The sequence below is a fragment of the Gaiella sp. genome (assembly GCF_035710885.1).
Classification (GTDB): domain Bacteria; phylum Actinomycetota; class Thermoleophilia; order Gaiellales; family Gaiellaceae; genus Gaiella.
The window spans coordinates 25,464-49,924 of sequence record NZ_DASTCS010000031.1; the positions used below are offsets into that span (position 1 = coordinate 25,464).

Annotated in this window: 21 protein-coding genes and 1 riboswitch; of the genes, 6 read left to right on the plus strand and 15 right to left on the minus strand. The window is 71.2% G+C overall.

Features of this window, described 5'->3' with window-relative positions; all coding sequences use genetic code 11:
* Positions 1-11: 11 nt before the first annotated feature.
* The 3 genes from VFO26_RS06435 to VFO26_RS06445 form a co-directional block, all read right to left on the minus strand.
* On the minus strand, positions 12-788 hold the full coding sequence (locus VFO26_RS06435; RefSeq protein WP_325114091.1) for an ABC transporter ATP-binding protein: 777 nt from the start codon (positions 786-788) through the stop codon (positions 12-14).
* Positions 785-1,750 carry a FecCD family ABC transporter permease gene (locus VFO26_RS06440; RefSeq protein ID WP_414653059.1) on the minus strand — a complete coding sequence of 322 codons (966 nt, stop codon included), beginning with the start codon at positions 1,748-1,750 and terminating at the stop codon, positions 785-787. The genes VFO26_RS06435 and VFO26_RS06440 overlap by 4 nt, the downstream gene beginning before the upstream one ends.
* A 120-nt stretch (positions 1,751-1,870) precedes the next feature.
* The gene (locus tag VFO26_RS06445; RefSeq protein WP_325114093.1) at positions 1,871-2,785 is read right to left on the minus strand and encodes an ABC transporter substrate-binding protein; all 915 of its coding nucleotides are present in this window, start codon (positions 2,783-2,785) and stop codon (positions 1,871-1,873) included.
* Between the two features lie 37 nt (positions 2,786-2,822).
* A riboswitch (cobalamin riboswitch) is annotated at positions 2,823-3,014 on the minus strand.
* Between VFO26_RS06445 and VFO26_RS06450 the strand changes: the two genes are divergently transcribed.
* The 3 genes from VFO26_RS06450 to VFO26_RS06460 all read left to right on the plus strand — a co-directional run bounded on the left by VFO26_RS06450 (position 3,009) and on the right by VFO26_RS06460 (position 4,061).
* Entirely contained in the window at positions 3,009-3,383 is a 375-nt protein-coding gene (locus VFO26_RS06450) for a VanZ family protein (RefSeq protein ID WP_325114094.1), read from the plus strand. It overlaps the preceding riboswitch by 6 nt.
* A complete protein-coding gene (locus tag VFO26_RS06455) occupies positions 3,347-3,835 on the plus strand; it encodes a hypothetical protein (protein WP_325114095.1) in 489 nt (162 codons plus the stop codon). The genes VFO26_RS06450 and VFO26_RS06455 overlap by 37 nt, the downstream gene beginning before the upstream one ends.
* Before the next feature lie 10 nt (positions 3,836-3,845).
* Positions 3,846-4,061 carry a hypothetical protein gene (locus VFO26_RS06460; protein WP_325114096.1) on the plus strand — a complete coding sequence of 72 codons (216 nt, stop codon included), beginning with the start codon at positions 3,846-3,848 and terminating at the stop codon, positions 4,059-4,061.
* Positions 4,062-4,186: 125 nt separating this feature from the next.
* Here the strand turns inward: VFO26_RS06460 and VFO26_RS06465 are convergent, their stop codons facing one another.
* The gene (locus VFO26_RS06465) at positions 4,187-5,260 is read right to left on the minus strand and encodes a PQQ-dependent sugar dehydrogenase (RefSeq protein ID WP_325114097.1); all 1,074 of its coding nucleotides are present in this window, start codon (positions 5,258-5,260) and stop codon (positions 4,187-4,189) included.
* Positions 5,261-5,328: 68 nt separating this feature from the next.
* Between VFO26_RS06465 and trkA the strand changes: the two genes are divergently transcribed.
* Complete coding sequence (trkA, locus tag VFO26_RS06470) at positions 5,329-6,654, plus strand: Trk system potassium transporter TrkA (protein ID WP_325114098.1); 1,326 nt, start codon at positions 5,329-5,331, stop codon at positions 6,652-6,654.
* Positions 6,651-8,186, plus strand: coding sequence for a TrkH family potassium uptake protein (locus VFO26_RS06475; RefSeq protein WP_325114099.1), 1,536 nt, complete (start codon positions 6,651-6,653; stop codon positions 8,184-8,186). Before trkA ends, VFO26_RS06475 begins: the two co-directional genes overlap by 4 nt.
* Before the next feature lie 29 nt (positions 8,187-8,215).
* Here VFO26_RS06475 and VFO26_RS06480 read toward each other — a convergent pair whose 3' ends face one another.
* From VFO26_RS06480 to VFO26_RS06510, 7 genes are all read right to left on the minus strand, one after another.
* On the minus strand, positions 8,216-8,734 hold the full coding sequence (locus tag VFO26_RS06480; protein WP_325114100.1) for a cation:proton antiporter regulatory subunit: 519 nt from the start codon (positions 8,732-8,734) through the stop codon (positions 8,216-8,218).
* Positions 8,735-8,837: 103 nt separating this feature from the next.
* Complete coding sequence (locus VFO26_RS06485) at positions 8,838-10,010, minus strand: cation:proton antiporter (RefSeq protein ID WP_325114101.1); 1,173 nt, start codon at positions 10,008-10,010, stop codon at positions 8,838-8,840.
* 63 nt (positions 10,011-10,073) lie between these two features.
* Positions 10,074-10,733: a potassium channel family protein gene (locus VFO26_RS06490; protein WP_325114102.1), complete on the minus strand. Its 660-nt coding sequence runs from the start codon at positions 10,731-10,733 to the stop codon at positions 10,074-10,076.
* Positions 10,733-11,158 (minus strand): NAD-binding protein, encoded by a 426-nt coding sequence (locus tag VFO26_RS06495; RefSeq protein WP_325114103.1) that lies wholly within the window; start codon positions 11,156-11,158, stop codon positions 10,733-10,735. Before VFO26_RS06495 ends, VFO26_RS06490 begins: the two co-directional genes overlap by 1 nt.
* Positions 11,155-13,053, minus strand: a complete 1,899-nt coding sequence (locus VFO26_RS06500; RefSeq protein ID WP_325114104.1) for a universal stress protein — start codon at positions 13,051-13,053, stop codon at positions 11,155-11,157. Before VFO26_RS06500 ends, VFO26_RS06495 begins: the two co-directional genes overlap by 4 nt.
* Positions 13,053-13,238 carry a hypothetical protein gene (locus VFO26_RS06505; protein ID WP_325114105.1) on the minus strand — a complete coding sequence of 62 codons (186 nt, stop codon included), beginning with the start codon at positions 13,236-13,238 and terminating at the stop codon, positions 13,053-13,055. The genes VFO26_RS06500 and VFO26_RS06505 overlap by 1 nt, the downstream gene beginning before the upstream one ends.
* Positions 13,235-15,136, minus strand: a complete 1,902-nt coding sequence (locus VFO26_RS06510) for a universal stress protein (RefSeq protein ID WP_325114106.1) — start codon at positions 15,134-15,136, stop codon at positions 13,235-13,237. The genes VFO26_RS06505 and VFO26_RS06510 overlap by 4 nt, the downstream gene beginning before the upstream one ends.
* A gap of 65 nt (positions 15,137-15,201) precedes the next feature.
* Between VFO26_RS06510 and VFO26_RS06515 the strand changes: the two genes are divergently transcribed.
* Positions 15,202-15,768 (plus strand): hypothetical protein, encoded by a 567-nt coding sequence (locus VFO26_RS06515; RefSeq protein WP_325114107.1) that lies wholly within the window; start codon positions 15,202-15,204, stop codon positions 15,766-15,768.
* 56 nt (positions 15,769-15,824) lie between these two features.
* On the opposite strand, the gene VFO26_RS06520 is transcribed toward VFO26_RS06515, so the two are convergent.
* The 4 genes from VFO26_RS06520 to VFO26_RS06535 all read right to left on the minus strand — a co-directional run bounded on the left by VFO26_RS06520 (position 15,825) and on the right by VFO26_RS06535 (position 24,437).
* A complete protein-coding gene (locus tag VFO26_RS06520) occupies positions 15,825-18,740 on the minus strand; it encodes a M4 family metallopeptidase (protein WP_325114109.1) in 2,916 nt (971 codons plus the stop codon).
* A 365-nt stretch (positions 18,741-19,105) separates the two neighbouring features.
* A complete protein-coding gene (locus tag VFO26_RS06525) occupies positions 19,106-21,166 on the minus strand; it encodes a sodium-translocating pyrophosphatase (protein ID WP_325114110.1) in 2,061 nt (686 codons plus the stop codon).
* A 117-nt stretch (positions 21,167-21,283) separates the two neighbouring features.
* Positions 21,284-22,444: a carboxylate-amine ligase gene (locus VFO26_RS06530; protein WP_325114111.1), complete on the minus strand. Its 1,161-nt coding sequence runs from the start codon at positions 22,442-22,444 to the stop codon at positions 21,284-21,286.
* A gap of 559 nt (positions 22,445-23,003) precedes the next feature.
* Complete coding sequence (locus tag VFO26_RS06535; protein WP_325114112.1) at positions 23,004-24,437, minus strand: hypothetical protein; 1,434 nt, start codon at positions 24,435-24,437, stop codon at positions 23,004-23,006.
* Positions 24,438-24,461 lie beyond the last annotated feature (24 nt).

Here is a 24,461-nt window from a genome sequence, read left to right on the forward strand (position 1 = left end):
GCGAGCGTTGCTCATGAGCCAGGTCGCGCGGGGACCACGGCGAGCCGCTCGTCGATCAGGACGACGCGGATATGGGCGTCGTAGTGACGCGCGATCGACTCCTGCGTCAGGACCTCTGTCGGTGGGCCGTCGGCCGCGACCTGCCCGTTGTCGAGCAGTACCATCCGGTCGGCGTACTGCGCGGCGAGCGTCAGGTCGTGCATCGCGGCGACGAGCGTGAGCCCGGACTCGGATCGGAGCGTGTCGAGCAGCTCGAGCGCCTGCTGTTGGTGGCCGATGTCGAGCGCGGCGGTGGGCTCGTCGAGTAGGACGATGCTCGCCTCCTGGGCCAGGGCACGTGCGACGACGACGCGTTGGCGCTCTCCTCCGCTCAACGTCCCGAGCGGTCGACCGCGGTGCTCGAGGAGGTCGAGACGGGCGAGCGTCCGCGCGGCGGCATCGCGGTCGGCGGCCGACTCGCGGGCGAGCTGACCGAGGTGCGGGGTGCGGCCGAGCAGCACGTACTCCGCCACGGTCATCCACGGCGGTGTGACCGGCTCCTGCGGCACCACCGCGACGGCCCGGGCCCAGTCGCGGCGACCGAGGGCGGCCGTCGGCACATCGTGCAGAGCGATCGTCCCGTCGTGCGGTAGGAGGCCAGCCAGCGCCCGGAGCAGCGTTGTCTTGCCCGCCCCGTTCGGCCCGATCAACCCCACCCACTGGCCCTCGGGGACGTCGAGGTCGACCTCGCGTACCACGGCCCGCCCCCCGAGCCGGACGGTGATCCCGTGGGCCGAGATCGCGGTCACGGCCGGCCTCGCAGCGTGCGGAGCGCGATCGCGAAGAACGGCGCGCCGAAGAAGGCCGTGACGACGCCGATCGGTAGCTCCGCGGGCGACAGCACCGTCCGTGCGACGACGTCGCAGAGCACGAGGAAGCCGGCTCCGACGACGAACGACAGCGGCAGGAGGCCCCGGTAGCTCGTACCGGCGAGCAGGCGGATCGTGTGGGGGACGATGATCCCGACGAACGCGATCAGGCCGCTGACCGCGACGGCCGCGGCCGTGCCGATCGTCGCAGCGGCGACGAGCAGGAGCCTGACCCGCGCGACGTCGACGCCGAGGCTCGCAGCCTCCGTGTCGCCCAGGCTGAGCACGTCGAGCACCCGTCGGAAGACGAGGATCACGACGCTCGCGACGATCACGTAGGGGGCGAGCACCGCGACGTCGCTCCAGCCCGAGCTCGGGAGCGCGCCGAGGATCCACGAGTAGACCTCCTGGAGCGTGTCCGAGTTCTGCTGCTGCACGAACGTCTGGAGCGCGGTGAAGAAGCTCGCCACGACCACACCGGCGAGCACGAAGGTCGTGGCGTCACGCTCCCGACCGGCCGAGCGACCGATCGCCCATGTGACCACGACTGCGGCGGCCCCACCCAGGAACGCGGCGATCGGGAGGAGCTGCTGTCCTGCGAGTGCGCGAGGGAGATACGAGATCGCAAGCGTCGCGCCGAGACCGGCGCCCGCCGCCACGCCGAGGAGGTACGGATCGGCGAGCGGGTTGTGGAACACCCCCTGGTAGGTCGCGCCCGCGAGAGCGAGCATGCCGCCCACGAGCGCGGCGAGCACGACCCGCGGGATGCGGAGGTCCCAGAGAATCGACTCCTCCGTTGCATCGAGGGGGGTCGAGCCGACCACCCCGAGTCGCGCGAGGGCCGAGCGGACGACGTCGCCGACGCCGATGTCGAGAGGTCCCGCGAGGACACCGACGATCATGGACGCGACGAGGAAGCCGGTCGCCGCCAACGCCCACGCGGGCGAGACGCCTCGTGCCCGAACCGTCTCGACCGGGGCGACGGCCGGCTTCGCTTCGATCGCGCTCACGTGCCCCGCGGCCTATGTCCCGAGCCGACCCAGTGCCGTGCCCACTGCACGGACGAAGTTCACGAGCCTCGGGCCCCAGCGGGAGGCGATCGAGTCGTCGATCCGAAGGATCGCCCGGTTGCGGACAGCCTTGATCCCCGACCAACCGGGCCGCGCGGCGACCGTGTCCGCGTTCTGGCCACAGCAGACGGAGTCGGCGAGCGCGACCAGATCGGGGTTGGACGAGACGATGTACTCCGGGGAGAGCTGTGGGTACTCGGATCCGCCGGGCGCGGCGTCCGCGATGTTCTCGAGCCCGAAGAGCGAGTAGACGCGTCCGACGAAGGTGCTCGAGGTTGCGGAGAAGAAGCTCGGGTCGAGCTCGTGGTAGACGCTCGCGCCGACCGCTGCGGGCCTGCGCTTCGCCACGACGCGCGCGATCTGGGTCCTCATCTTCGAGACGAGCGCGGCGGCACGCGGCCCGTGGCCCGTCGCCGTGCCCAGCTGGCGGATCTGCTGGTAGGCGCCGCGAAACGTCGCCGCCGGCTTGTGGAAGACCACGGGGATCCCGAGCTTCGTCAACGCCGCGACCAGATCCTTCGGGTTGTCCGCGACGACCACGAGGTCGGGCCTGTACGCCGCGATTGCCTCGACGTTGGGCGTGAACCCCGACAGCGAGGTCCTGGGCGCGGTCTTCGGATAGTCGGACCGGTCGTCGACCGCGATCACCTGTCGCCCTGCGCCGATCGCGAAGAGCGACTCCGTCGACGTCGGCGAGAGCGACACGATCCGCGTCGGTCGACGTGGGACCGTCACCTTGCCGTTGGCAGCCGTGATCGTGGCCGGGAACGGGGTTGCCTGTGATGTGCCCGTGGCTGCTGCCGCGCCCGACACCGGCACGAGCGCGAGCACGAGTGACGCCACCGCTAGCGCGAGTCGTGGTGACACCTGTCCATCTCCTTCCTCCCTGTCCTCGAGGGGGCTCGGGTATGTGCGGAGAGCGGCAGGTCTTCTGACTCGGGGCTCCCTCCCCCGCCGCCTTCCCGGCCCCCGAGGGCCAGTGGCGTCGTGGCGGGAGAGCGTCTCCTCCTCACAGCGGCGGGACCGTCCCGGACTTGCACCGGGTTCCCTCACCGCGCTCCGTCTGTGGCGCCGAGCCTACCATCCCACGGTGTCCTCTCCGGCCGCGACCGCCACCCGCTCCGCGCTCTCGACCTGGCTTCCCGTCGTCGCGTGGGCGGCGGTCATCTTCGCGTTCTCCTCCGTGCCGAGCCTCGGCACCGACCTCGGCACGTGGGACACGATCCTCCGCAAGCTCGCCCACGTCGCCGAGTACGCGATCCTGGGCGCCCTCCTCGGACGTGCCGTGCGCCGACCCGGCGCCGCCCTCGCGCTGGGAGTGCTCTACGCGGTGTCGGACGAGGTGCACCAGGTGTTCGTCGAGGGACGCCACGGCGCCCCGCTCGACGTCCTCATCGACACCGCGGGCGTCGTCGCGGGCCTGCTCACGTGGCAGCGCCTGTCCTCGTGGAGGCACACGGGGTGACGGCGCTCCTGCTCGACCTCGACGGAGCCCTGGGCGACACCCGCCCACTCTGGCGTGACTGGCTCGAGGATGCGGGCCGCGTGCTGGAGCTCGAGCCCGGCCGGCTGCCCGAGGACCGGGTCGCCGCGGCCGTCGCCCTCGATCGCAGCGCGGCACGCAACTGGCGCACGCTCCTCGAGCGGTACGCGGCGGACCGGGCCACGATCTACCTGCGACCCGCGGCGGAGGTGAGCGCCGCGCTCCGCGCCCTGGCGGGCGCCGGCGTTCGGCTCGGCGTCTTCACCGACGCGCCGCGGGAGCTCGCGGTGATCGCCGTCTCCCAGCTGGGCGCCGCGCGGCGGGTCGAGGTGATCGAGGCCGGGGCAGGGGCGCTCGACCGGCTCCGCGAGCGCCTCGGAACGGACGCGACGGTCGTCGAGACGCGCGCCAGGCTGCTCGAGCTCGCTCCGTAGAATGACGCCCATGGAACGGCACGACGTCCCGGACCGCCAGCTGGACGCGCTGCTCGAGCGGCTCGACCGGATCGCCGCGCAGCTGGAGCGGATCGACGCGCGGCTCGAGGCGAACGAAGGGCTGCTCCAGGTGAGTCGCGAGCTTCGTGCCCTGAACGAGTCCTTGAACGCGGTCGCGTACGCCGCGCTCGGCCAGTCACCCCGCGTCCGCCGCCGCGCGGGCTGACAGAACGCTCCCCAAACGCCGCGATGCATCGCGACCACGATCGTGGGCGCCTTCAGGGACGGGCCCGCCGAAGGCGTGGATCAAGCCGCCGGATTCGGCTCTGCCGATCCTGCTCGGCGAGCGAACTACCGCGCGAAGCGGTAGATCGTGCCTCCGTGCGAGACGACGTAGAGCTCGCCCGCGAGGCTCTCGCCGAACGAGCTGAGCCCCTCGACCCGCACCGGTTCGAGGCGGGGCGCCCCACCGGTCGCCGGCATGCTCCAGATCCGGCCGCTGCAGTAGTCGCCGTAGAGGTACCGGCCGGCGAGCCGTGGGACCGCCTTGCCGCGGTAGACGTAGCCTCCGGTCACGGAGCATCCCTGGTCGTGGGAGTACTGGGCGACTGGCTGGACCAGCGTGCCCGGGCCGAGGGCCTTGTCCTCGAAGCGCGCGTTCCCCTCGTAGACGTCCCAGCCGAAGTTGACGAGCCGGGCCGAGGTTGCACGGGGCAGCCGGTCGATCTCCTCGACCTGGTTCTGCCCGACGTCGCCGATCCAGAGATCACCCGTGCGCCGGTCGAAGCTGTACCGCCAGGGGTTCCTGAGCCCGAGCGCCACGATCTCGGGCGTCGGTGAGGCCACCCTGACGTTCAGGCGCAGCATCTTCCCGAGGAAGGTGTCCATGTTCTGCGCCCGGTTCTCGGGGTCTCCGCCCGCGCCTCCGTCCCCGAGCCCGATCCAGAGCCTCCCGTCGGGACCGAACAGCAGGTGGCCGCCGTTGTGGTTCGAGTACGGCTGGCCGACCGTGAGGATCACGCGCCGGCTCGAGGCCAGGGCCCGGCCCGCGCGCGCCCGGTAGCGCACCACCACGGTGTCGCCGTTGGGGCGACCCGAGTAGTTGACGTAGAAGAGCCCGGTGCGGGCGAAGTCAGGGGGGAAGGCGAGCCCGAGGAGGCCCTGCTCCCCTCCCGACACGATCCGGGAGCGGACGTCCAGGAACGGGGCGCGGCGGATCTTCCCCTGCTCGACGACCCGGATGAGGCCGCCCTGCTCGACGACGTAGAAGCGGCCGGGCTGCCCGGGCGCCTGCGTGACGAACACCGGTGTGTCGAACCCGCGCACCAGCGGGACGAGCCGGGGCGTCGCGGCGGCGCCGGCGAGCGCCGCGCCCACCGAGGTCGCGGCGACCAGCAGCACGAAGGCGAGCGCGACCCGACGCATCCGCACCGAGGGTACCCATTGCGGGGGCTTTTGCCGCGTGCCGGCGGAGGGGTAGGCTCCCGCGCGGCGTGAAGATCGTCGTCGTCGGTGCAGGGCAGGTCGGATCGACCATCGTCGAGGCGCTCCACGGCGAGCACGACCTGACGGTGATCGACACCGTGCGGGAGCGGCTCGAGCCGCTCGCCTACCGCTACGACCTGCGCACGATCGAGGCGAACGGGGCGAGCCGCCGCGCGATCCAGCAGGCCGGCACGAGCGAGGCCGACCTCTTCATCGCCTGCACGTCCCGGGACGAGGTGAACCTCGTCGCGTGCTCGTTCGCGCGCGTCGAGGCGCCGCGGGCGACGATCGTGATCCGCACGTCGAACGTCGAGTACATCGACCTCTGGCGGGAGGGGCGCCTCGATGTCGACTTCGCCGTCTCCTCGGAGCTCGAGACCGCGCATGCCGTCTCGCGCTCGATCGGGATGCCGACCGCGCGGCAGACGGACGTCTTCGCCGACGGTCAGGTGCAGATCGTCGAGTTCGAGATCCCCGAAGGCGCCGATCCCGCCGTCTTGGGCGTGCCGCTGCGCGAGGCGCAGCTCCCACACGACTCGCGCGTGCTCGCGATCATCCGCGGGGACTCGATGACCCTCCCGGGCGGCCGCGATGTGATCCAGCAGGACGACCGGATCGTCGTGATCGGCTCGCCGCAGGCCGCCAGGGAGTGGGGCGCGCTGCTGGCTCCCGGCGAAGGCGTCGTCGAGGACGTCGTCGTCTTCGGAGGCGGCCAGGTGGGCGCCGCGATCGCCCGCATGCTGACGACGCAGGGCATCGGCGTCCGGCTGATCGAGCCCGACCGCGACCGGGCGCGCGAGGTCGCGGAGGAGCTGCCTGCCTGCCGCGTCTACAGCGCGACCGGGATCGACGCCGACTTCCTCGCGCGCGAGCGGATCGGCAGCGCACAGGCGGCGGTGTTCGCGATCAAGGACGACGCGAGGAACCACTACGCGGCGACGCTCGCCCGCGCCCACGGCGTCCGCTTCACCATCGCCATCGTCCACGACGCCATCTCGACGCCGGTCTACGAGCTCTCCGGCGTCGACGTCACGATCAACCCTCGCGGCGTGACGGCCGAGGAGATCGTCCGCTTCGCGCACGACCCGAGGACCCAGCAGGTGGCCATGCTCGAGGGCGATCGCTACGAGGTGCTCGACATCACGACCCAGCCGACGAGCGAGTACGTCGGGCTCCGGTTCCGCGAGATGCCGATCCGGGGCGCGCTGATCGGCGCGATCGTGCGCGACGGCCACGCGGTGTTCCCTCGCAGCGACGAGGTTCTCCAGGCCGGTGACCGGGTGATCGTGTTCACCGAGCGGTCGCGGGTGCCGGACGTCGAGAAGGTGCTTTGAGCCCGTACCGCGCCGCCCGCATCGGAGCGCGCGCGAGGCTCGGGATCGACCTGGCGGGGGCCCTCGGGCTGACGGGGACCCTGGTCGCCTACCTGAGCCTTTCCGCCGTCCTGCCGGCGGCCGCGGCGGTAGGCTACGGCGAGCCGGTGTGGCCCTTCCTCGCCGCCGGCGGGATCACCGGCGGGATCGGGCTCGGTCTGGCGCGCCTCGGCCACCGCACCGCGGGGCCGATCGGGTTCCGCGAGGGCTACCTCGTTGTCTCGCTCACGTGGCTCCTCGCCGCGGTCTACGCGTCGCTGCCGTACCTGTTCTCCGACGAGCCGCAGCTGTCGCATCCCGTGGACGCGCTCTTCGAGGGCATGTCCGGGTTCACGACGACGGGGGCAAGCGTCGTGGCCGACGTCGAGGCCCTCGACCGGTCCATCCTCCTCTGGCGACAGCTGAGCCAGTGGCTGGGGGGGATGGGGATCATCGTGCTCGCGCTGGCGGTGCTCCCGCGGCTTCGGATCGGCGGCCGCCAGATGTTCGAGTCGGAGCTCCCGGGGCCGGAGGTCGACCAGCTCGCCGAGCGGATCCGGGACACGGCGCGTCGCCTCTGGCTGCTCTACATCGGGCTCACGCTGGTGCTCCTCGGGATCCTCCTCGTCATCGGCTGGAGCGGGCTCGACGCCGAGCTGAGCGCCTTCGAGGCGCTCGCCCACGCGCTCACCACGATGCCGCTGGGGGGGTTCTCGACCGAGAACCGCTCCCTCGAGGTCTTCGCCCCGGCCACGCAGTGGGTGATCGCGCTCTTCATGGCGCTCGCGGGGCTGAACTTCGCCCTCCTCTACCGGGCGATCGTCCGCCGCGACCCTGCAGCGCTCGGTCGCGACGAGGAGGCGCGTCTCTACGCGACGGCGCTGCTGCTCGGCTCCATCCTCGTGTTCGTCGAGCTCGTCCACGCAGATCTCTTCGCCGGCGAGGAGGCGGTTCGACAGGCGGTCTTCCAGACGACGTCGCTGATGACGGGCACGGGGTTCGCGATCACCGACTACGTCGACTGGCCGACGCTCAGCGTGATGGCGATGATCGGCCTGATGTTCGTCGGCGCGTCGGCGGGCTCGCCGACCGGCTCCGTCAAGATCGTGCGGCACCTGCTCGTCGGGCGGCTGCTCCGAAGGGAGCTGCGGCAGACGATCCACCCGGAGCTCGTGATGCCGATCCGGCTGAACGGCAGGCCCGTCGACGAACGGACGCTACGGGCGGTCCTGGCCTTCGTCGTCATGTACATCGGGATCTTCATCGTCGGCGCCGCCCTGCTCGCGATCGACGCGCGCTTCTCGGAGGTCGAGCTGGGAATCACCGAGGCGATCGCCGCGTCGGCCGGGACACTCGGCAACGTCGGGCCGGGCCTCGGGTTCGCCGGCCCGATGGGGAGCTACGCTCCGTTCAGCGACTTCTCGAAGATCGTGATGGCGATCCTGATGTGGATCGGCCGCCTCGAGGTGCTGCCTGTCCTGGTGCTGCTCACACGCGGCTACTGGAGGGTCTGAGAGCGCAGCAGACCGGAGGGCGCCTGCTCCTACCCCTCGGGCTCTGCCTCGTCGTCGGGTCCGTTCGTGAGCAGCCTTCGTACCTGCCCGAACTGCCCCGCCTTGCCGACCACGACGATCGTGTCACCGTCGAGGATCACGTCGTCCGGCTGGGCGCCCGCGATCGACTCGGACTCGCGGAGGATCGCGATCACCGTGACGCTCGTTCGCTTCCGGAATGCGAGCTCGGCAAGCGTCCGCCCGTTCGCCCAGCTGCCGTTCGGGACCTTGATCCACTCGATCTGGAACTCCCCGAGGGCCATCTCGAGCTCCTCGACGATCTTCGGGCGCTCGTAGGCCCCGCCGAGCAGGGCGCCGAGCTGGCGGGCCTCGTCGTCGTGGAGCTCGAGCACGACCGCCGGCTCCTCGTCGCGGGCGCGCCTGTGGACGTACACCTCACGTTCGCCGTCGTTGTGCTGGATCACGGTGACGCGGCTGCCGGAGGCGGGCGTCATGGTCCATTTCACGCCGACCCCAGGCAGGCGCGTCTCTTTCAGCTCGAGTGGCATCGATCCTCCTTGGACCCTCTCACACAGTGAAGCACCCCGCCGGACGGTCGTGCCGGGTCCGGCCCCCGGGCGGCAGCGCAGTGACAGCGGTCAATCAGTGGCGTCATTCCAGGACGCTCGCCGGCCGCAGGATGCGGCCCAGGCGCTTCGACTCCTTCATCACGAGCAGCCCGATCGTCGCGCTGGCGAGGACGTAGATCCCCGCGAACGCGACGATCTCGTCGCGTTGCGCCAGCGACAGGGCGGCGTTCCCGGCGGCGAGTTGCGCGAGGATGATCGTGAACTCGCCGTGCGCAACCAGCGCCGCGCCCGCGTTGATCCCCTGTCGCGCCGTGAACCCGCCCAGCCGGCCGGCGATCACGCCCACGCCGACCTTGCCGACGACCGTCGCGACCAGCGCGAGCAGCACGATCCAGCCGACGTCCGGGATCCTGCCGAGGTCGATCGTCAGCGCGAACGTGAAGAAGAACAGCGCGGCGAAGACGTCGCGCACCGAGAAGAAGCGCTGCTCGATCTCGCTGCGGACCCCGCTGTCCGAGAGGATCACGCCCGCCATCAGCGCGCCCACCGCCTCGGACATCTCGAGCTCCTTCGCGATCGCGCTCATGCCGATCACGAACCCGAAGACGGCCAGCAGGAAGAACTCGAGTTCCAGCCGTCCCAGGAGCCGTCCGATCGGCCCACCGAGCCAGCGCGACGCGGCGAGCGATGCGGCGACGAAGAGGAGCGCCTTGGTGGCGACCCAGGACGTCGTCCCGACGGTGCCGCCGCCCGTCGCGACGAAACCCAGCACCGCGGCGATCGCGATGTCCTCGAACAGGAGGATCGCGAGCACGAGATCCGTCTCGTCGTCGGCCAGCCGCCGGAAGTCGATCAGCGCCTTGACGGCGATCGCGCTCGACGAGACGTAGACGCACGCGGCCACGACGAGCGCCGCGAAGCTCGGTCCGAACGCGGCGAGCCCGACGAGCAACCCCAGGCCGGCGTTGATCGCGACGTCGGCGGCCCCGCCCAGGCCGACGTGGCGCCCGCTGCGCACGAGGCGCTCGACGCTGAACTCGAGGCCCAGGAAGAACAGGAGGAAGATCAGGCCGATCTCGGCGACGAACGCCGTCACCTCCGTCGGCTGCACGAGGCTGATCAACGTCGGCTCGTTGGGGCCGAGCAGAATCCCCGCGAAGAGGTACGCGGGAATCGCAGACAGGCCGAAGCGGCTCGCCGCCAGACCCAGGACTCCCAGCACCGCGATCGTGACGGCGAGCTCGGCGAGGGTCATCGCCGGGCATTCTCCCCGAACGGCCGTTCCGAGGCGCCGGCCGCCGGTGGGTTTTCGCCGCTCCTAGCCGACGACGGCGCGGCGCAGGCGGTCCTCGAGCCCCGGCTTGAGGATCGCGACGACCTGGTCGCCGGGGCGGATCACCGTCTCGTCCCTGACGATCTCCCCCACGCCGTTGCGCATCACCGACACGAGCTTGGCCCCGTCCGGAAGCGCGATGCCCGCGACGCGCTTGCCCGCAGCGGGCGCATCGGCGTGGACGTGCAGCTCCACGAGCTCGAGCCCCTCCCCGCGCAGCTCGAGCAGCTTGACGAGCCCGTGCTCGGGGACCTCGTGCTCGACGAGGCCGAGGAGCCCGGACGTCGCGCACACGGTCTGCGTGATCCCGAGGATGTCGAAATGGGGCTGGTTGCGGGGATCGTTGACGCGGGCGATCGCCTTCGGGACGCCGTAGCGCTCCTTCGCGATCTGCGAGATGACGATGTTGTCCTCGTCGTCTCCCGTGACGGCCAGGATGATCTGCGGCGGTCGCGCGATCCCGGCGAGCTCGAGCACGTGGATCTCGGTCGCGTCCCCGAGGAGTACGACCGGGCCGAGCTCCGCCTCGAGCAGCTCGAACCGGTCGCGGCGCTGCTCGACGAGCGTCACCTCGTGACCCATGCGAACGAGTGAGCGCGTGATGTTCGCGCCGACCTTGCCACCCCCCGCGACGACGGCGTACATCAGTTCGAGCTGCCCACGGGAGCCGCGTCGCACGCGCGGACGACGTCGGTGACGGTCACGATCGCAGTCTTCGTCGGGCAGACGGTGCGAAGGCCGCGCTCCGCGTAGAACTCCGCGCGACGGGGGTCGAGGACGCGCACCACGACGCAGGGGACGCTGTAGCGACGCTGCAGGACCTGGCCGACCACGAGGTTCGTGTTGTCGCCGTCCGTCGCGACGACCGCCGCGTCGGCGCCCGCCACTCCGGCGCGGTCGAGCACTTCGAGGTCCATCGCGTGCCCCACCACGAACCCGCCGCGCCACTCGCCGAGCCGTGCGAGCGCCGTCTCGTCGTCGTCCACGCACGTGACGTCCCACCCGTCGGCGGCGAGGTCGATCGCGACCGACGAGCCGGTGCGGCCGCAGCCCACGATCACGACCCTCATGCCGATTGAGGGTACTCCTCGAGCACACCGTCGGGGAACGCGACGACGAGCACCTCGCACGGTGCGTGGCGGAGCACGTGGTCGACGGTGGGAGAGAAGAACCGGGACTGCCGACGCCACCGCGGCGAGGAGCCGAGCACGATCAGGTCCGCGCCGCGCCGGGTCGCCTCCTCCACGATCGCGTGCCCGATCGAGCGTGCGCGCACGTCGTCGGCTCGCACCACCACGTCGTTGTCCTCCCCGAGGGCCCGAGCCTCCGCGACCGCGGCCTCGGCACGCGCTGCGACGACGGGAGGAAGCGCTGCGTCGAGCGCTCGCTCCCTTGGTATCTGCACGACCGTGATCGCGTCCACCTCCGCCCCGCTCTCCTTCGCGAGGGCGATCGCGGTCGCGACCATCTCCTCCCCGATGTCGCCGAGCTTCATCGGGACGAGGATCCGTCGGAACGCCGTGCCCACGGGCAGCACGGCGCGCGGGCCGACGTCCTCGAGGAACCCTCGGCGCTCGCGCCAACGCGTTCCCGCGAAGACGACGAGCCCGAGGGCGAGCCAGGCAGGGCCGGCGTAGCGGGCGCCCTCGTGCGTGACCATCGCGAGCACGAACACGGCTGCCGTGAGGGGTGCCCCGAGGAGCGCCGCCAGGGGCACGTCCACGCCTCCGAGACGGACGTCGGGCCGCGCTCGGAAAGGACGCTGCAGGTCGGGCTCGCGCCGTCGCAGGGCGATCACCGCGAGCTGCGCCAGGGTGAAGGCGAGCAGGACGCCGAAGGAGTAGGTGCTCGCGAGGAACTGCGCCTCGTCGGGGACGGCCGCGCCGGCCAGGACGAAGGCGATCGAGACGAGCGTGATCGCCGCGATCGACTGGCGGGAGACGAGCGTCCTGCGCTCGAGGCGCCCGAGCGCCCGCGGCAGCATCCCGTGTCTCCCCATCGAGTGCGCCAGGCGCGCACACCCGGAGATCGACGTCGTGATCGCCATCAGCAGGATGAGGCCCGAAGAGAGCCCGACCGCCACACGCAGCACCTCGACCAGGCCCGAGGGCAGAGACCCGTCGAACGCGGTCACGATCCCGACCAGCGGCGCTTCCAGCCACCGACCGCCGAGCTCGGAGGTCCCGTCCTCGGCCGGGAACGCGCTCACCCCGACCACGGCGATCAGCACCGTGAGGACGACGACGAGGCCGATCGCCGTGAAGAGCGAGCGCGGCAGCGTGCGCCCAGGCTCGCGCGCCTCCTCCGCGAGGTTGGCAACCGTCTCGAGCCCGGTGTAGGCGAGGAAGCCGAGCGGGATCGCGAACAGGAGGTCGTCCAGCCACTCCTGCCCGGGGGCGAGCGCGAGCCCGTCGACGAGGGTGCCCGGCGAGAACACGAGCGCGAGCCCGAGGATCACGATCAGGAGCTGCACGAGGAGGTCGAGCAGCGCGACGACCAGCGCCGGCCGATGCAGGCGCGCCCGTCTCACCAGCCGGATCACCCCGATCGTCGCGATCGCCCCGACGGCGACCACGACGTCCCACGGCGAGTCGCGGAGGCTCTCCGCGCCGAGGGCCGCCCCCACGTAGTGCGGCAGGAACAGCGCCGAGAGGGCGATCACGATGAGGTAGTCCAGGAACAACGCCCACCCGGTGACGAACCCGACGAGGTCGTTGAACGCGCGCCGCGCGAAGGTCTCGGCGCCGCCGGTCTCCGGGATCGCAGCCGTCCCCTCCGCGTAGGACAGCGCGACGAGCGCGAACACGACGCCCGTGAGCGCGAGCACGACGGGCGTCAGCCCCAGGGCGAAGGCGGCGACGATGCCGAGGGCGACGTAGATCGAGGAGCCGAGCTCCCCGTACGCGACCGCGAAGAGGGACGGTGCGTCGAGCACCCGCTCGAAGCCGCGGATCTTCCTGGCCATCAGCGGCCGCCCCGTTGCCGGGCCCGCTCGAACTGGATGCGCGCGACGCCGAGCGCGAGGAACAGGCCTCCCAGCACCAGCCCGACGACCCCGCCCCCTCTCGAGGCGGTGAGGACCAGCAGGACGATGCCGATCAGGATGAAGACTGCGCCGAAGACGTACACCGCGCGGCTGTACCAGCTCATGCCGCGCTCCGTTCCCCCGACGCCGTGACCATCACGCGACACGGTGCGTTCCGCATGACACGGTCGACCGTCGAGCCGAAGACGCCGCGGCGGCGGCTCGTGAGCTCCTTGCGCGGCGACCCGAGGACGATGATCTCGGTACCGCGCCGCTCGGCCTCGCGCACGATCTCCCCCGACGCGCTCCGGCCGCGTACGAGCCGTCCGACGACACGCACGCCGTAGGTGTCGCCGATCGCGACGGCTTCGTCGAGCTCCTCGTGCGCCTGGCGCTCCTCGTCGGCCAGCTCCGCCTCCAGGGGAAGCTCGAGCGGGACCTCGATCACGGTCAACGCGACCACACGGGCGCCCCGCTCTGCCGCCAGCCGGCACGCCAGGTCGAGAGCGTCGTCGGATGGGCGCCCGGGCACGACCGGGACGAGGATGCGCCGGTACTCGAGCGCGAGCGCCGCGCCGAAGGCAGGCGGCGCCTTCACGGTCTCCGTCAGCGGGGCGTGCACCCAACGGCGCCGGTAGATCGCGTACCCCGCCAGCCCGGCGACGATCCAGCCGAGCCCGACCCATCGCGTGAGGGGGTTCTGCACCACGATCACGACGAACGAGGCCCCCGTCGCAAGCCCGCCCAGGACGGCGAACAGCGGCCAGTCGATCCCGCTCAGCGTGAGGTTCGGCCGCGCGCGGTAGGCGACTGCCGGGTCCGGCTTCGTCCGGAGGCGCACCAGCGACGCGTGCGCGACCGTGAAGGACAGCGTCGCGCCGAGCGCGTAGAGCGTTCCCACGAACTGGACGTCACCGGGGAGCAGGATCGCGATCGGCGCGACACCGGCGAACAGGACGAGCGCGAGGTACGGCGTCTTGAACTGCGGATGGAGGCGCCGGAAGACCTCGGGCATCTGCCGATAGGTGGACATCGCGTACGTGATGCGGGAGGCGCCGATGATCCCGGCGTTCGTCGCGATGAAGAGGATCGTGGCGGCGAGCACGCCGACGTAGATCTCCGCGGCGTCGAGCAGGAGCCCTTCGAGGCCGATGTTCTCGACGACTCCGAGAATCGGGTCGTTCGCGTAGCCTCCCTGCTCGGGCGGGAGGGCGAGCAGCGTCGTCAGCTCCCCGTCGATCTCCTCGACGGGCAGCGCCGAGAGCGCGATCAGCGGCAGCGTGAAGTAGATCGCGAAGACCGCGAGCGCAACCAGCCTGTACGCGTTCGGGACGCTCTCCTGGGGCTCGCGCGCCTCCTCGGCGAGGTTCGAGACGGTCTCCACGCCCGTGTACGCGAGCATCGCGACCGGGATCGCGATCGCCAGGTCTCCCCACGTCGGCGCAGTGCCCCAGTGGACGTTGTCGGTCAGCACCTCCGGGCTGAACACGAGCGCGAACCCGAGCAGGACGAGCAGCACCTGCGTCGCGAAGTCGACCACCGCCAGGCCGACGGAGAGCCTCGCCGCCTCGGTCACGCCGACGACGTTGAGCGCGACGAGCAGGGCGATCACGATCGCCCCGCCGACGATGTCCCACGGGTTGGACTTCAGCGGCTCCCAGAAGATCGAGAGGTAGTGCGGGACGAAGAACGCCGACGTCGCGATCGTGACGACGTAGACGAGCATCTGCGACCATGCGGCGCCGAAGCTGACGAGCTCGTTGAAGCCGTGCCGGGCGAAGCTCGACGAACCGCCCGCCTCCGGGAAGCGCACGGTCCCTTCCGCGTAGGTCGCGGCCGTGGCGGCGAACACGATCCCGGCGAGGACGAAGACGAGCGGCGTCAGCCCCAGGGCGAAGACCGCCGTGAGGCCGAGCGCGTAGTAGATCGACGAGCCGACGTTGCCGTAGGCGGTGGCGAAGAGCGCGGGCGTCCCCAGCACACGCTCCATCTGCACCTCGCGCCGCCGTCGGCCACCGGGCACGCGCGGAGTCTAGAGGTGTGGCCAGTCCGCACAGATCGCTCACGATTCGATGGGACACTCCCGGCATGAGACGTTCAGCCGTCGTCACGGCGGCGGTCGCGTCGGTCGCTTGCTGGTGTGCCGCGGCCGTCGCCGCCCCGCCACCGCTGTTCCCCCTCGGGGACGGCGTCACGTGGACGCTCACCGACCAGCGCGGTGCCGTGATGGTCGTGAAGGCCACCCGCTCGGGCCAGGCGTACGTGCTGCGCGGGTTCCCGGGTCTCGCCCAGGTGCGCGTGCGCGCGCACGGCCTCGACGTCCAGGCGTGGGATGGACGCGGCAAGCGCTGGGCCCCGTTCCTCCGCCTCGGCGCCCGCACGGGCACCCGGTATCAGGTCGACCTCCCCGAGGCGCCGCTCTGGCGCGCCGTCGAGGTGACGGTCGCGTCCCGCTCGGCCGTCTGCGCCGGCGCCCGCGACCACCCCGTCCGGGGCTGCGTCGCGCTCGCTCTACGTAGCCGCAAGCCTGTCGCCGACGCCGGGGTCGAGCGGCTGGTCTTCGCTCCCGGGGTCGGGCTCGCCGCGGTCGTCGTGCAGACGATCGCCGGGCCTCGGACCTACACTCTCGGCGGCGGAGGGGCGCCGCTCGAGTAGGCGGAGGGCGCCGGCGTCGCGCCGGCGCCCCTCGCCTCGTCCCGTTGCGGGCGGGCCTACGCGGCTCCGCCCCGCTTTTCGCGGGACAGCACCACGCTCGACGACCGCGCGGCTGCGCTCGCCTCCTTCCCCGCATTGCACGCGCTGACCGTCACGTCGTCGACGTACCAGCCGTCGATGCCGGTGCAGCCGTCCATGCCGAAGTCGAAGCGCAGGCGGATGGTGTCACCGGGCTTGACGCCCAGGAGGGACAGGTCGACGAACGACTGGCCCCACGACCCGGTCACCTGCCCGCCGTCGGTGCCGGTGAACGCCGGCTGCCCTGCGAGCGGGTTCGTGTTCCCGCCCGCGGCGGTCACGAGGGTCGCGTTGTAGGTGTTGAAGAAGAACGCCGTGCTCGGGACGACGGCGTAGGCGCCGCCGTTGACCGAGACCTTGACGTTCCCGCCGTCGAAGCCGAGCTCCGACGCGACGTAGTGCGTGAATCCGATCCGGTAGCTGTGCACGGCACCGCTCGGGAGCTTGATCGAGGGGCTCTCGAGCCGCATCACGCCGGAGACGTCGCCGGCTCCGCTCGTGCACTGGCCGTCGAGGTCCTCTGCGAACGCAGCAGTCCCCGCCCGGCCGCCGGGGAGCGACGAGTCCGCCACCCAGTTCGTGCCCGGCCAGCCCGCGAACCGCCCCTCGTTCGTGAGGGTCCAGCCACGAAGCCCCTGGTCGAAGTCCTCCTTGAAGAAAGTGGGCGGGTTCTTCGTACCCGCGCACACCGGAGGCGTGTTGGGATCGAGCAACGGCGTGAAGTTGCACTTCTCCGTGGGATCCTCGCGGAAAGCGACGGCAGCGATCATGTCCGCGACCTCGACGCAGTCTGCCGCGGAGATCGTCTGGCCGGACGGCGCCGCGGGGCCGGAGGTCGACAGCCCGAGCAACGACTGCCCGATCAGATCCTGGCAGGACTGCTCGAGCGCGTCGGCGTGGTCCGCGAAGTCCGTGGTCGGCACCTGGTAGACGGTCTGAGCCCGCCAGTACAAGTGCGCGGCCTTCACGATGCCGAGCGCCGTGATCGTCCGGCCGTTGTACGTGCCTCCGTCGACAAGCAGCGCAAACCCGTGGTTCGGGACGCCCGAGTTCGAGTGCACGCCGCCTGCGTCGGAGGTGTCGCAGTGGTACTCGGCGTCGGTCACCCTGCCCGGGTCGCCGAGGCAGGTCGGCGTCCACATGTCGCGGATCGCCCCGCCGAACGCCGTCGAGTCCTCTGCCACGAGCCAGCGGTAGGAGTCCTCGCCGGCGGCCGGGTCGGCCACGAGGCGCAGCGTCACGTTCACCGTCTGCCCCGCGGTCAGGAACCCCTTGATGATGTTGCCGTTCGGGAGCGAGATGCAGAGCGACGGGATCGTGATCGTCGGATCGACGCCGCCCATGGCGCACGGCGCGACGCCTGCGTTGTTCGCGACCACGACCGCGACCGCACCGGCGTCCTGGGCGTTCTTGACCTTCACGGCAAACCCGCAGACACCGCGGTCGACGAGCGCGATGTTTCCGGCGACCACGGCCGCGTTCGTCAGGGCTGTGCACCCGTTCGTCGTGGAGGTGTCCCCGGGACCGACGCCGTCGAGCGCGAGCACGACGTTGCCGGTCACGCCCGCGAACGTCAGGGGCGGGCCGAACGCGGCGCCGCCCGCGGCGCACTGGCGCTCCTCGGGGCTGTTGATGATCAGTACCGGGACCGGGGTTGCATGCGTGCTGCACGCACCGACCGAGCGAGCCCCTGCGGGGCTGTCCGTCCCGACGCCGTTCAGGCTGTCGATGACCTCGCCCCAGATGTCCGAGTACGACTCGTTCAGGGCCCCGGGCTGCCACTGGTAGATGAGGTCATGGGTGAACTGCGTGTACGCGTGGCCCCACTCGTGGGCGACGACGTCGTCGGAGGTGACGCCGTTGCAGTAGTTCGTCGTGAGACCGTTCCAGTTCGCGTTCGGGCACGCGATCGTCGGGTCGTTGTTGACGCTCCGCATCTCCGCGCCGGCCCCGTCGTACGAGTCACGGCCCCAGGTGTTGAAGAAGAAGCGGTACGCGTCGCCAGAGAAGTTGACGATGTTCTGCTGGTCGACGTTGAGGGCTCCCGGGAAGGGGTCTCCCTCCTGCCACACCTGGGTTCCTGTGTTCCGCTCGAACAGCCTTCGGAACAGCGCGTCGTGGACGAGGGAGTAGCGGTTGACGAGCTTGCCGACGTGGGCGTTGACGAAGACGAGCTCGCGGATGTCGGAGCCGTTGGTCACGTCGACCACGTAGACGAGCTGGTTGGAGCCGTCGGCTCCACGCGTCAGCCCGGTCCGGTAGATCTCGAGCTGGTTGGACGCGGCGCGCAACGAGACGACCGACACGGGCGCGGCGATGCCCGTCGCATCCTGCGGCGGGTCGGAGGCGACCGCCTCGATCGCACGTGCGGCCGCGGCGGAAGCGCTGAGCCTCGGCGTCGTGTCGACCTCGATGTCCGGGATGACCGTGCCGTTCACGGAGGTCAGGTTTCCGTTCGCGTCGAGGTGCGCCTTGACCGTCCCGCCGAACACGGGCAGGCCGTTGTGTCTCTGCTCGTACGTGACGTGCGTGGCGCCGAGCGCGTCCGTGGCCGAGGCCGTCTGGACGAGGTCGGAGTCGGCTCCGCTGGCGCCGAGCAACGGGCCGAACTCACGCACGAACTCGCGAGCCTTCGCCGGCTTCGACGCGGCGGTGCCCTTTGGGTACAGGTCGCCGTTTCGTCCTCCGCGGAGGAACCCGACGAACTTCGTGCCGCGCTTCGTGGTCACGGTGACCGAGCCGCGCGCGGTGTCCTTGAGCTTCTGCAGGAGTGCGGGATCGAGGTTCTTCGGGCCCTTTGCCGTCGCGCCTCCCGAGGCGCTGCCGAGCCCGATCGTCATGACCAGGGCCACGGCGAACGCCGCGGACCAGGTCACGCGCATGGATCGCTTCATCAGTCTCTCCCCTTCTCGGATGGGTCGCGCGCGCCGGCGAGCTCTGCGCGCACGGTCTTCGGGCGTCCATCGTCGCGTCTCCTGAATCCGGCCTCCTTGTCGCGGTCACCGTCGAAGCCGGTGCCGCAGGCCGGCGGCGCAGGATGCTACGACCTACGCCCCGAAAAGGCAAGGGAATTGCCATTCGCTCTCGGTCGGGTTTGCAGACCCTACGGACCACCGCCTCAGCGCTTCACCGGTAGGCCGGTGCGCCTCCCTCCCGCGGCCGGAGGCCGGCTCTGCCGACCGGGAGGCCAGCAGCGGCTCTCCGTGCACCACGCAGAAAGGAGGGGGTCGGTGGGGGAACCATGGGTTCCCCCACCTTGTTAGCCGTGGATCGAGGCGATGATCGGGATGATCAGGATCGCGACGATGTTCGCGATCTTGATCATCGGGTTGATCGCCGGCCCGGCCGTGTCCTTGTACGGGTCGCCGACCGTGTCGCCGGTGACACCCGCGGCATGCGCCTCGGAGCCCTTGCCGCCGAACGCGCCGTCCTCGATCAGCTTCTTCGCGTTGTCCCAGGCGCCGCCACCCGAGGTCATCGAGATCGCGAGGAAGAGACCGGTGACGATCGTCCCGATCAGGAGCCCGCCCAGCATCTCGGGCTTGATGATCCCGACGACGATCGGGATCACCACCGGGATCAGCGCGGGCACGAGCATGCTCCTGATCGCCGAGCCCGTGACGATCGAGATCGACGTCGCGTAGTCGGGCCTCGACGTGCCCTCCATGATGCCCGGGTCCTCGCGGAACTGGCGGCGGACCTCCTCCACGACCTCTCCGCCGACGCGGCCGACGGCCGTCATCGCCAGCGAGGCGAAGAGGAACGGCATCATCCCGCCGACGAACAGCCCGGCGATGACCCACGGGTCGGCCAGGTCGAACGTGACGTTCAGGCCCTCGTCGACCAGCCCACGGACGTACTCGTCGAACAGGATCAGGGCGGCGAGGCCGGCCGAGCCGATTGCGTACCCCTTCGTGACGGCCTTCGTCGTGTTGCCGACCGCGTCGAGCGGGTCGGTCACGCCGCGCACCGACTCGGGCATGTCCGCCATCTCGGCGATCCCGCCCGCGTTGTCGGTGACGGGGCCGTACGCGTCGAGCGCCACGATCAGGCCGGTCATCGAGAGCTGTGCCATCACGGCGACGCCGATCCCGTAGATGTGCGGATCCCCGTCGCCCAGGCCGACCGCGTAGTACGAGCCGACGATGCCGCCGGCGATCACGAGCACCGGCAGCGCGGTCGCCTGCATCCCGTACGCGAGGCCCGCGATGATGTTCGTCGCGTGCCCGGTCTTCGAGGCCTCCGCGATCTTCTTGACCGGATGCCATCGGGAGCCCGTGTAGTACTCCGTGATCGCGACGAGCAGGAAGGTGACCGCGAGCCCGATCAGGGCCGGGACGTAGAGCTGCCAGAAGGAGAACCGGTCGTCGTCGAAGGCCAGGGTGACCGGGATGAAGCCGATCGCCGACAGCACCGTCGCGATCAGGACGCTCTTGTACAGCGCGTTGATGATCGCGTTCTCACCGCGCCCGACCCAGGCGAAGAACGTGCCGATCACGGAGGCGAGGATCGAGATGCCGCCGAGCGCGAGCGGGTAGAGCCACAGCTCTCCGGACGGGAAGTGCGTGCCGAGGAGCATCACGGCGACGGCCGTCACCGCGTAGGTCTCGAACAGGTCGGCCGCCATCCCGGCGCAGTCGCCCACGTTGTCGCCCACGTTGTCCGCGATCACCGCCGGGTTGCGCGGGTCGTCCTCGGGGATCCCGGCCTCGATCTTGCCGACCAGGTCCGCCCCCACGTCCGCGGCCTTCGTGAAGATGCCGCCGCCGAGCCGTGCGAAGACCGAGATCAGCGAGCCGCCGAACGCGAGCCCGATCAGGTCGTCGACGGCCGACTCGGGCGAGTTGTCGAACACCTCGGTCAGGATCCCGTAGTAGCCGGCGACGCCGAGCAGGCCGAGGCCGACCACGAGCAGGCCCGTCACGGACCCGGCGCGGAACGCGATCCGGAACGCAGGCCCGATCCCCTCCCGCGCCGCCTCCGCGGTGCGGACATTCGAGCGCACCGCGACGTTCATCCCGATGAAGCCGGCGGCGGCGGAGAGCACCGCGCCGATCAGGAAGCCGATCGCGGTGCCCCAGCCGAGCTCGTTGTAGAAGCCGATCGCGAGGAACGGCACCACAGCGACCATCGCGATCGTCGTGTACTGCTTGTTGAGGTACGCCGCAGCGCCCTCCTGGACGGCGCGGGAGATCTCCTGCATCCGCGCATTGCCGGCGGGCTGCTTCAGCAGCCACCAGGTCAGGTACAGGCCGTAGGCGATCGCGACGCCCGCACAGACGAGCGCGAACAGCACGGCGTGGTCAACGAAGAAGTCCATCCATCCTCCGAGTCAAGGCGCACAAAGTGACGCCCAAACCGGCGTCAGCGCGGGGGATTATGCAGCACAAGCCGGTGTCCTGCGCGGGCATCGGCGCAGGGCGACCAGACCGTGGGATCAGCCGGGCGCCGGAACCGTCGTGCGGACCTGCTCGGCGTAGATCTCCTCGAGGCTCGCTCCCTCGGCGCGCCGCGCGATCTGCCGCTCCGCGGCATTCTGCTCGGGGAGCCGGAGCCAGGGTGTCGCGCCGATCTCGTCCGCGACCGGGAGCACCCACTCGATCAACCGCTCGATCCGCGCGCGCGCCGGCAGCACGTCCCCGCGCTCGAGATCGAGGAGGTCGCCCGACAGCCCGTAGCGGATCGCCCGCCACATGTTCTCCTCGATCAGGCGGGGCGGCTGCACGGGCAGGGCCTCTCCCTCGTCGAGTGCCCGGGCACACCGTGCGGTGAGCGAGACCATCAGCGCCGCGAGGGACTGCGCCTCACCGACGTCGGGCTGCGCGTCGCAGATCCGGATCTCGACGGTGGGGAACGCGAGGTGCGGGCGCACGCTCCACCACAGCTGGGTGTGCTCGTCGACCGAGCCGGTCTCGTAGAGGAAGCGCACGTACTCCGCATGCTCGTCCCAGGACTGCAGGGGATCGGGCACGCCGCAGCGCGGGAAGGCACGCGTGAACACCTGCGTGCGGGCGGAGTGGAGCCCCGTGTCGACGCCTTCGTGGAACGGCGAGCTCGCGGACACGGCGAGGAGCTCCGGCAGCCAGTTGCGGAGCGCCGAGGTGACGCGCACCGCGCGGTCTGCGCCCCGGATCGCAACGTGGGTGTGGATCCCGAAGGTGTTGTTGCGCCAGACGACGTACTGGAGCAGCTCGTCGTTTCGGCGGTAGTGGGGCGTGTCGATGATGCGCTGGTCCCGCCAGTGCGCCCACGGGTGCGTGCCCGTCGCGCCGAACGCGAGCCCGAGCCGCTCCAGGAGCGCCGCCAGCTCGGCCCTACGGTCCGCGATCGCGGCCGGGACATCGGCGAACGACGCCTGCTTCCCGACCTTGATCTCGACCTCGGAGGCGATCAGCTCCCCGACGAGATTCGGCTCGAGCGCGGTCCCCTTCGCGGCGGCCTGCACGTCCTCGAAGCGATTGACGAGGTCGAGCGTCTCGGGGTCGAGGAGCGAGAACTCCTCCTCGATCGACACGGTGAAATCCTCGGCCGCCTCGAAGCGCTCGCGCGCCTCGTCGAGGAGCCGGTTCCAGGGTGCCGTGCTGTTCGCCTCGGCCATGAAGCGGGAAGGCTAGACGACGCTTCAGTCGCAATAGCGGGCGATCGATGCGCCGTGCCACGTCGCACCCGGAGCCTGGGTCTCGGCAATCACATGCCCGTTCGGGGCCTCGTGTCCCGAGTGCCGGCCGGCCGGGGCCGCACGCCCGGCCGGCCGGGTGCCGACCGCCGACCGCCGGCGGGGGCGTCGCCTGGGCCTCTCGGCCCGGCGGCACCCTCGCCGGCGCGGACGATCGGCCGACGCGCCCGCCTGCCCGTCTCGGATGCACCCGAGCGGGCAGCGGACTCGTCGTCTCGACGGGGGCGCCGCCGCCGGTCTCCTCCGGCTCGCCGACCGGGGCTCGTCCAGGCGTCCGTCCCGGGGCGGACGAGGTACGAGCTCGGAAGGCGCTGCCGTCTGCTCGGAGACACCGGCGGCTTCCCCGCCACAGGGGGCAACCGCCCACGACTTCCACGCGAACGAGCAGCCGCCACCGGCGAGGCCGTCAGGCGACCTCCTGGTGCCGGGCGTCTCGAGCGTCGTGGTCATCGCGGGCGATCGATCCCTTTCCATCGTGCGCCTACCAGCTGTGGCGCTTCTTCTTCAGCTCGATGGTGAAGGACAGCCACTTGTCGTTGTCCCACACCTTCATGTCCTGATCGGACTCCTGCTTGACGGACGCGATGTTCACGACGTGCGCATCGCCGCTCTTGGCGAAGCCGCCGTTCGCATCCGCGTCACCGCCGGTGCCTTTCCCACCGTCGGCGCTGCCGTTGCCCGTCTCGCTCGCGATCACGTCGCCGCCGACCGCGGCGGTCTCGTTCCCACCGGAGATCGCGTCGCCGGTTGCGTTGTACGCGCCCACCGTGTCACCGCCGCGACCGGTGGAGCCGCTCTGGGTCGTGTTCGACGTCGTCGTCGTCGTCGGGTTGGCGTTCTGGGTAGCCGTGAAGCTCCCGTTCGTGTTGCTGCCACCGTCCGCCGACGCCGAAGCCGTCTGCGTCGTCGTGTCCGTGATGTCGCCGGCATCGCCGCCGGTCGCGTCCTGCATCACGTCGTTCTCGCCACCGTCACCTGCACGGCCGCTGTCGCCACCGCGTGCGCGGGGGTCGCCACCGTCACCCGAGTTGCTCGAGTCGGTGGAGCCGCCCGCACCGCCGGCCGCTCCAGCTGCCCCGGCGCCGCCGGTCGCGGGAGAGCTGGCAGGCGCGCCTGCGCCACCTGCTCCACCGGTCCCGTTGCCGCCGGTGCCGTTGCCACCGTTGCACGTGACGCACGCGGTGCCGCCGTCGCCACCGGTGCCGGAGCCGCCGGAGCCCGAGGCACCGGAGCCCGCCGTGCTCGTCGCCGAGCCGGAGGTTGCTCCGCCGCCGGCCCCGCCGGCGCCACCGGCGCCGCCGTTGCCACCGTCGCCGGAGTCGGACGAGGCGTCACCACCACGACCGGTGTCCGCGTCGCCGCCACGGCCGCTGTCGCCGCCGTCCGAGGACTGGCAGCCGCCGGCCCTGACGCCGCAGTTGTTCTCTGCGTCGCCCCCGACCGACGTGTTGTCGTCAGCGTTGTCGTTGATCGCCGCGGCGTCGCCGCCGTTGGCGTCCTGATCGACGTCGCTCTCGGCCTCGTTCGACGCATCCACGTCGACCTCGGTCGAGTTCTCGTTCGACAGGTTGCCACCGTCGTTGCCGACGGAGCTGGTGTTGCCCCCCGTGATCCCGCCGGAGGTGGCCGCGCCGGTGCTCGACGAGGCGCTCTGGCTCTGGGAGGTTCCGTCGTTGCCGGTGTTCACGTACCCACCGGCGCCGCCGGTACCGGCGCCGCCGGTAGCGGTGCCGCCGTTGGCGGTCGCAGGGCCGGACGTCGCGACGCCGGTCTGGACGACCGTCGCGTTCTGCAGCGACGCCTGGACGTTCGCCTTCAGGGAGTCCTTGTTGAACCCGCCGATGTCGGCCAGTGCGGTCGACGGAACGACGAGCCCGATCGCGACTACCCCGAGTGCGATCAGTCTGCGTGACACGTATCTCACTTCCTTTCGTCACAG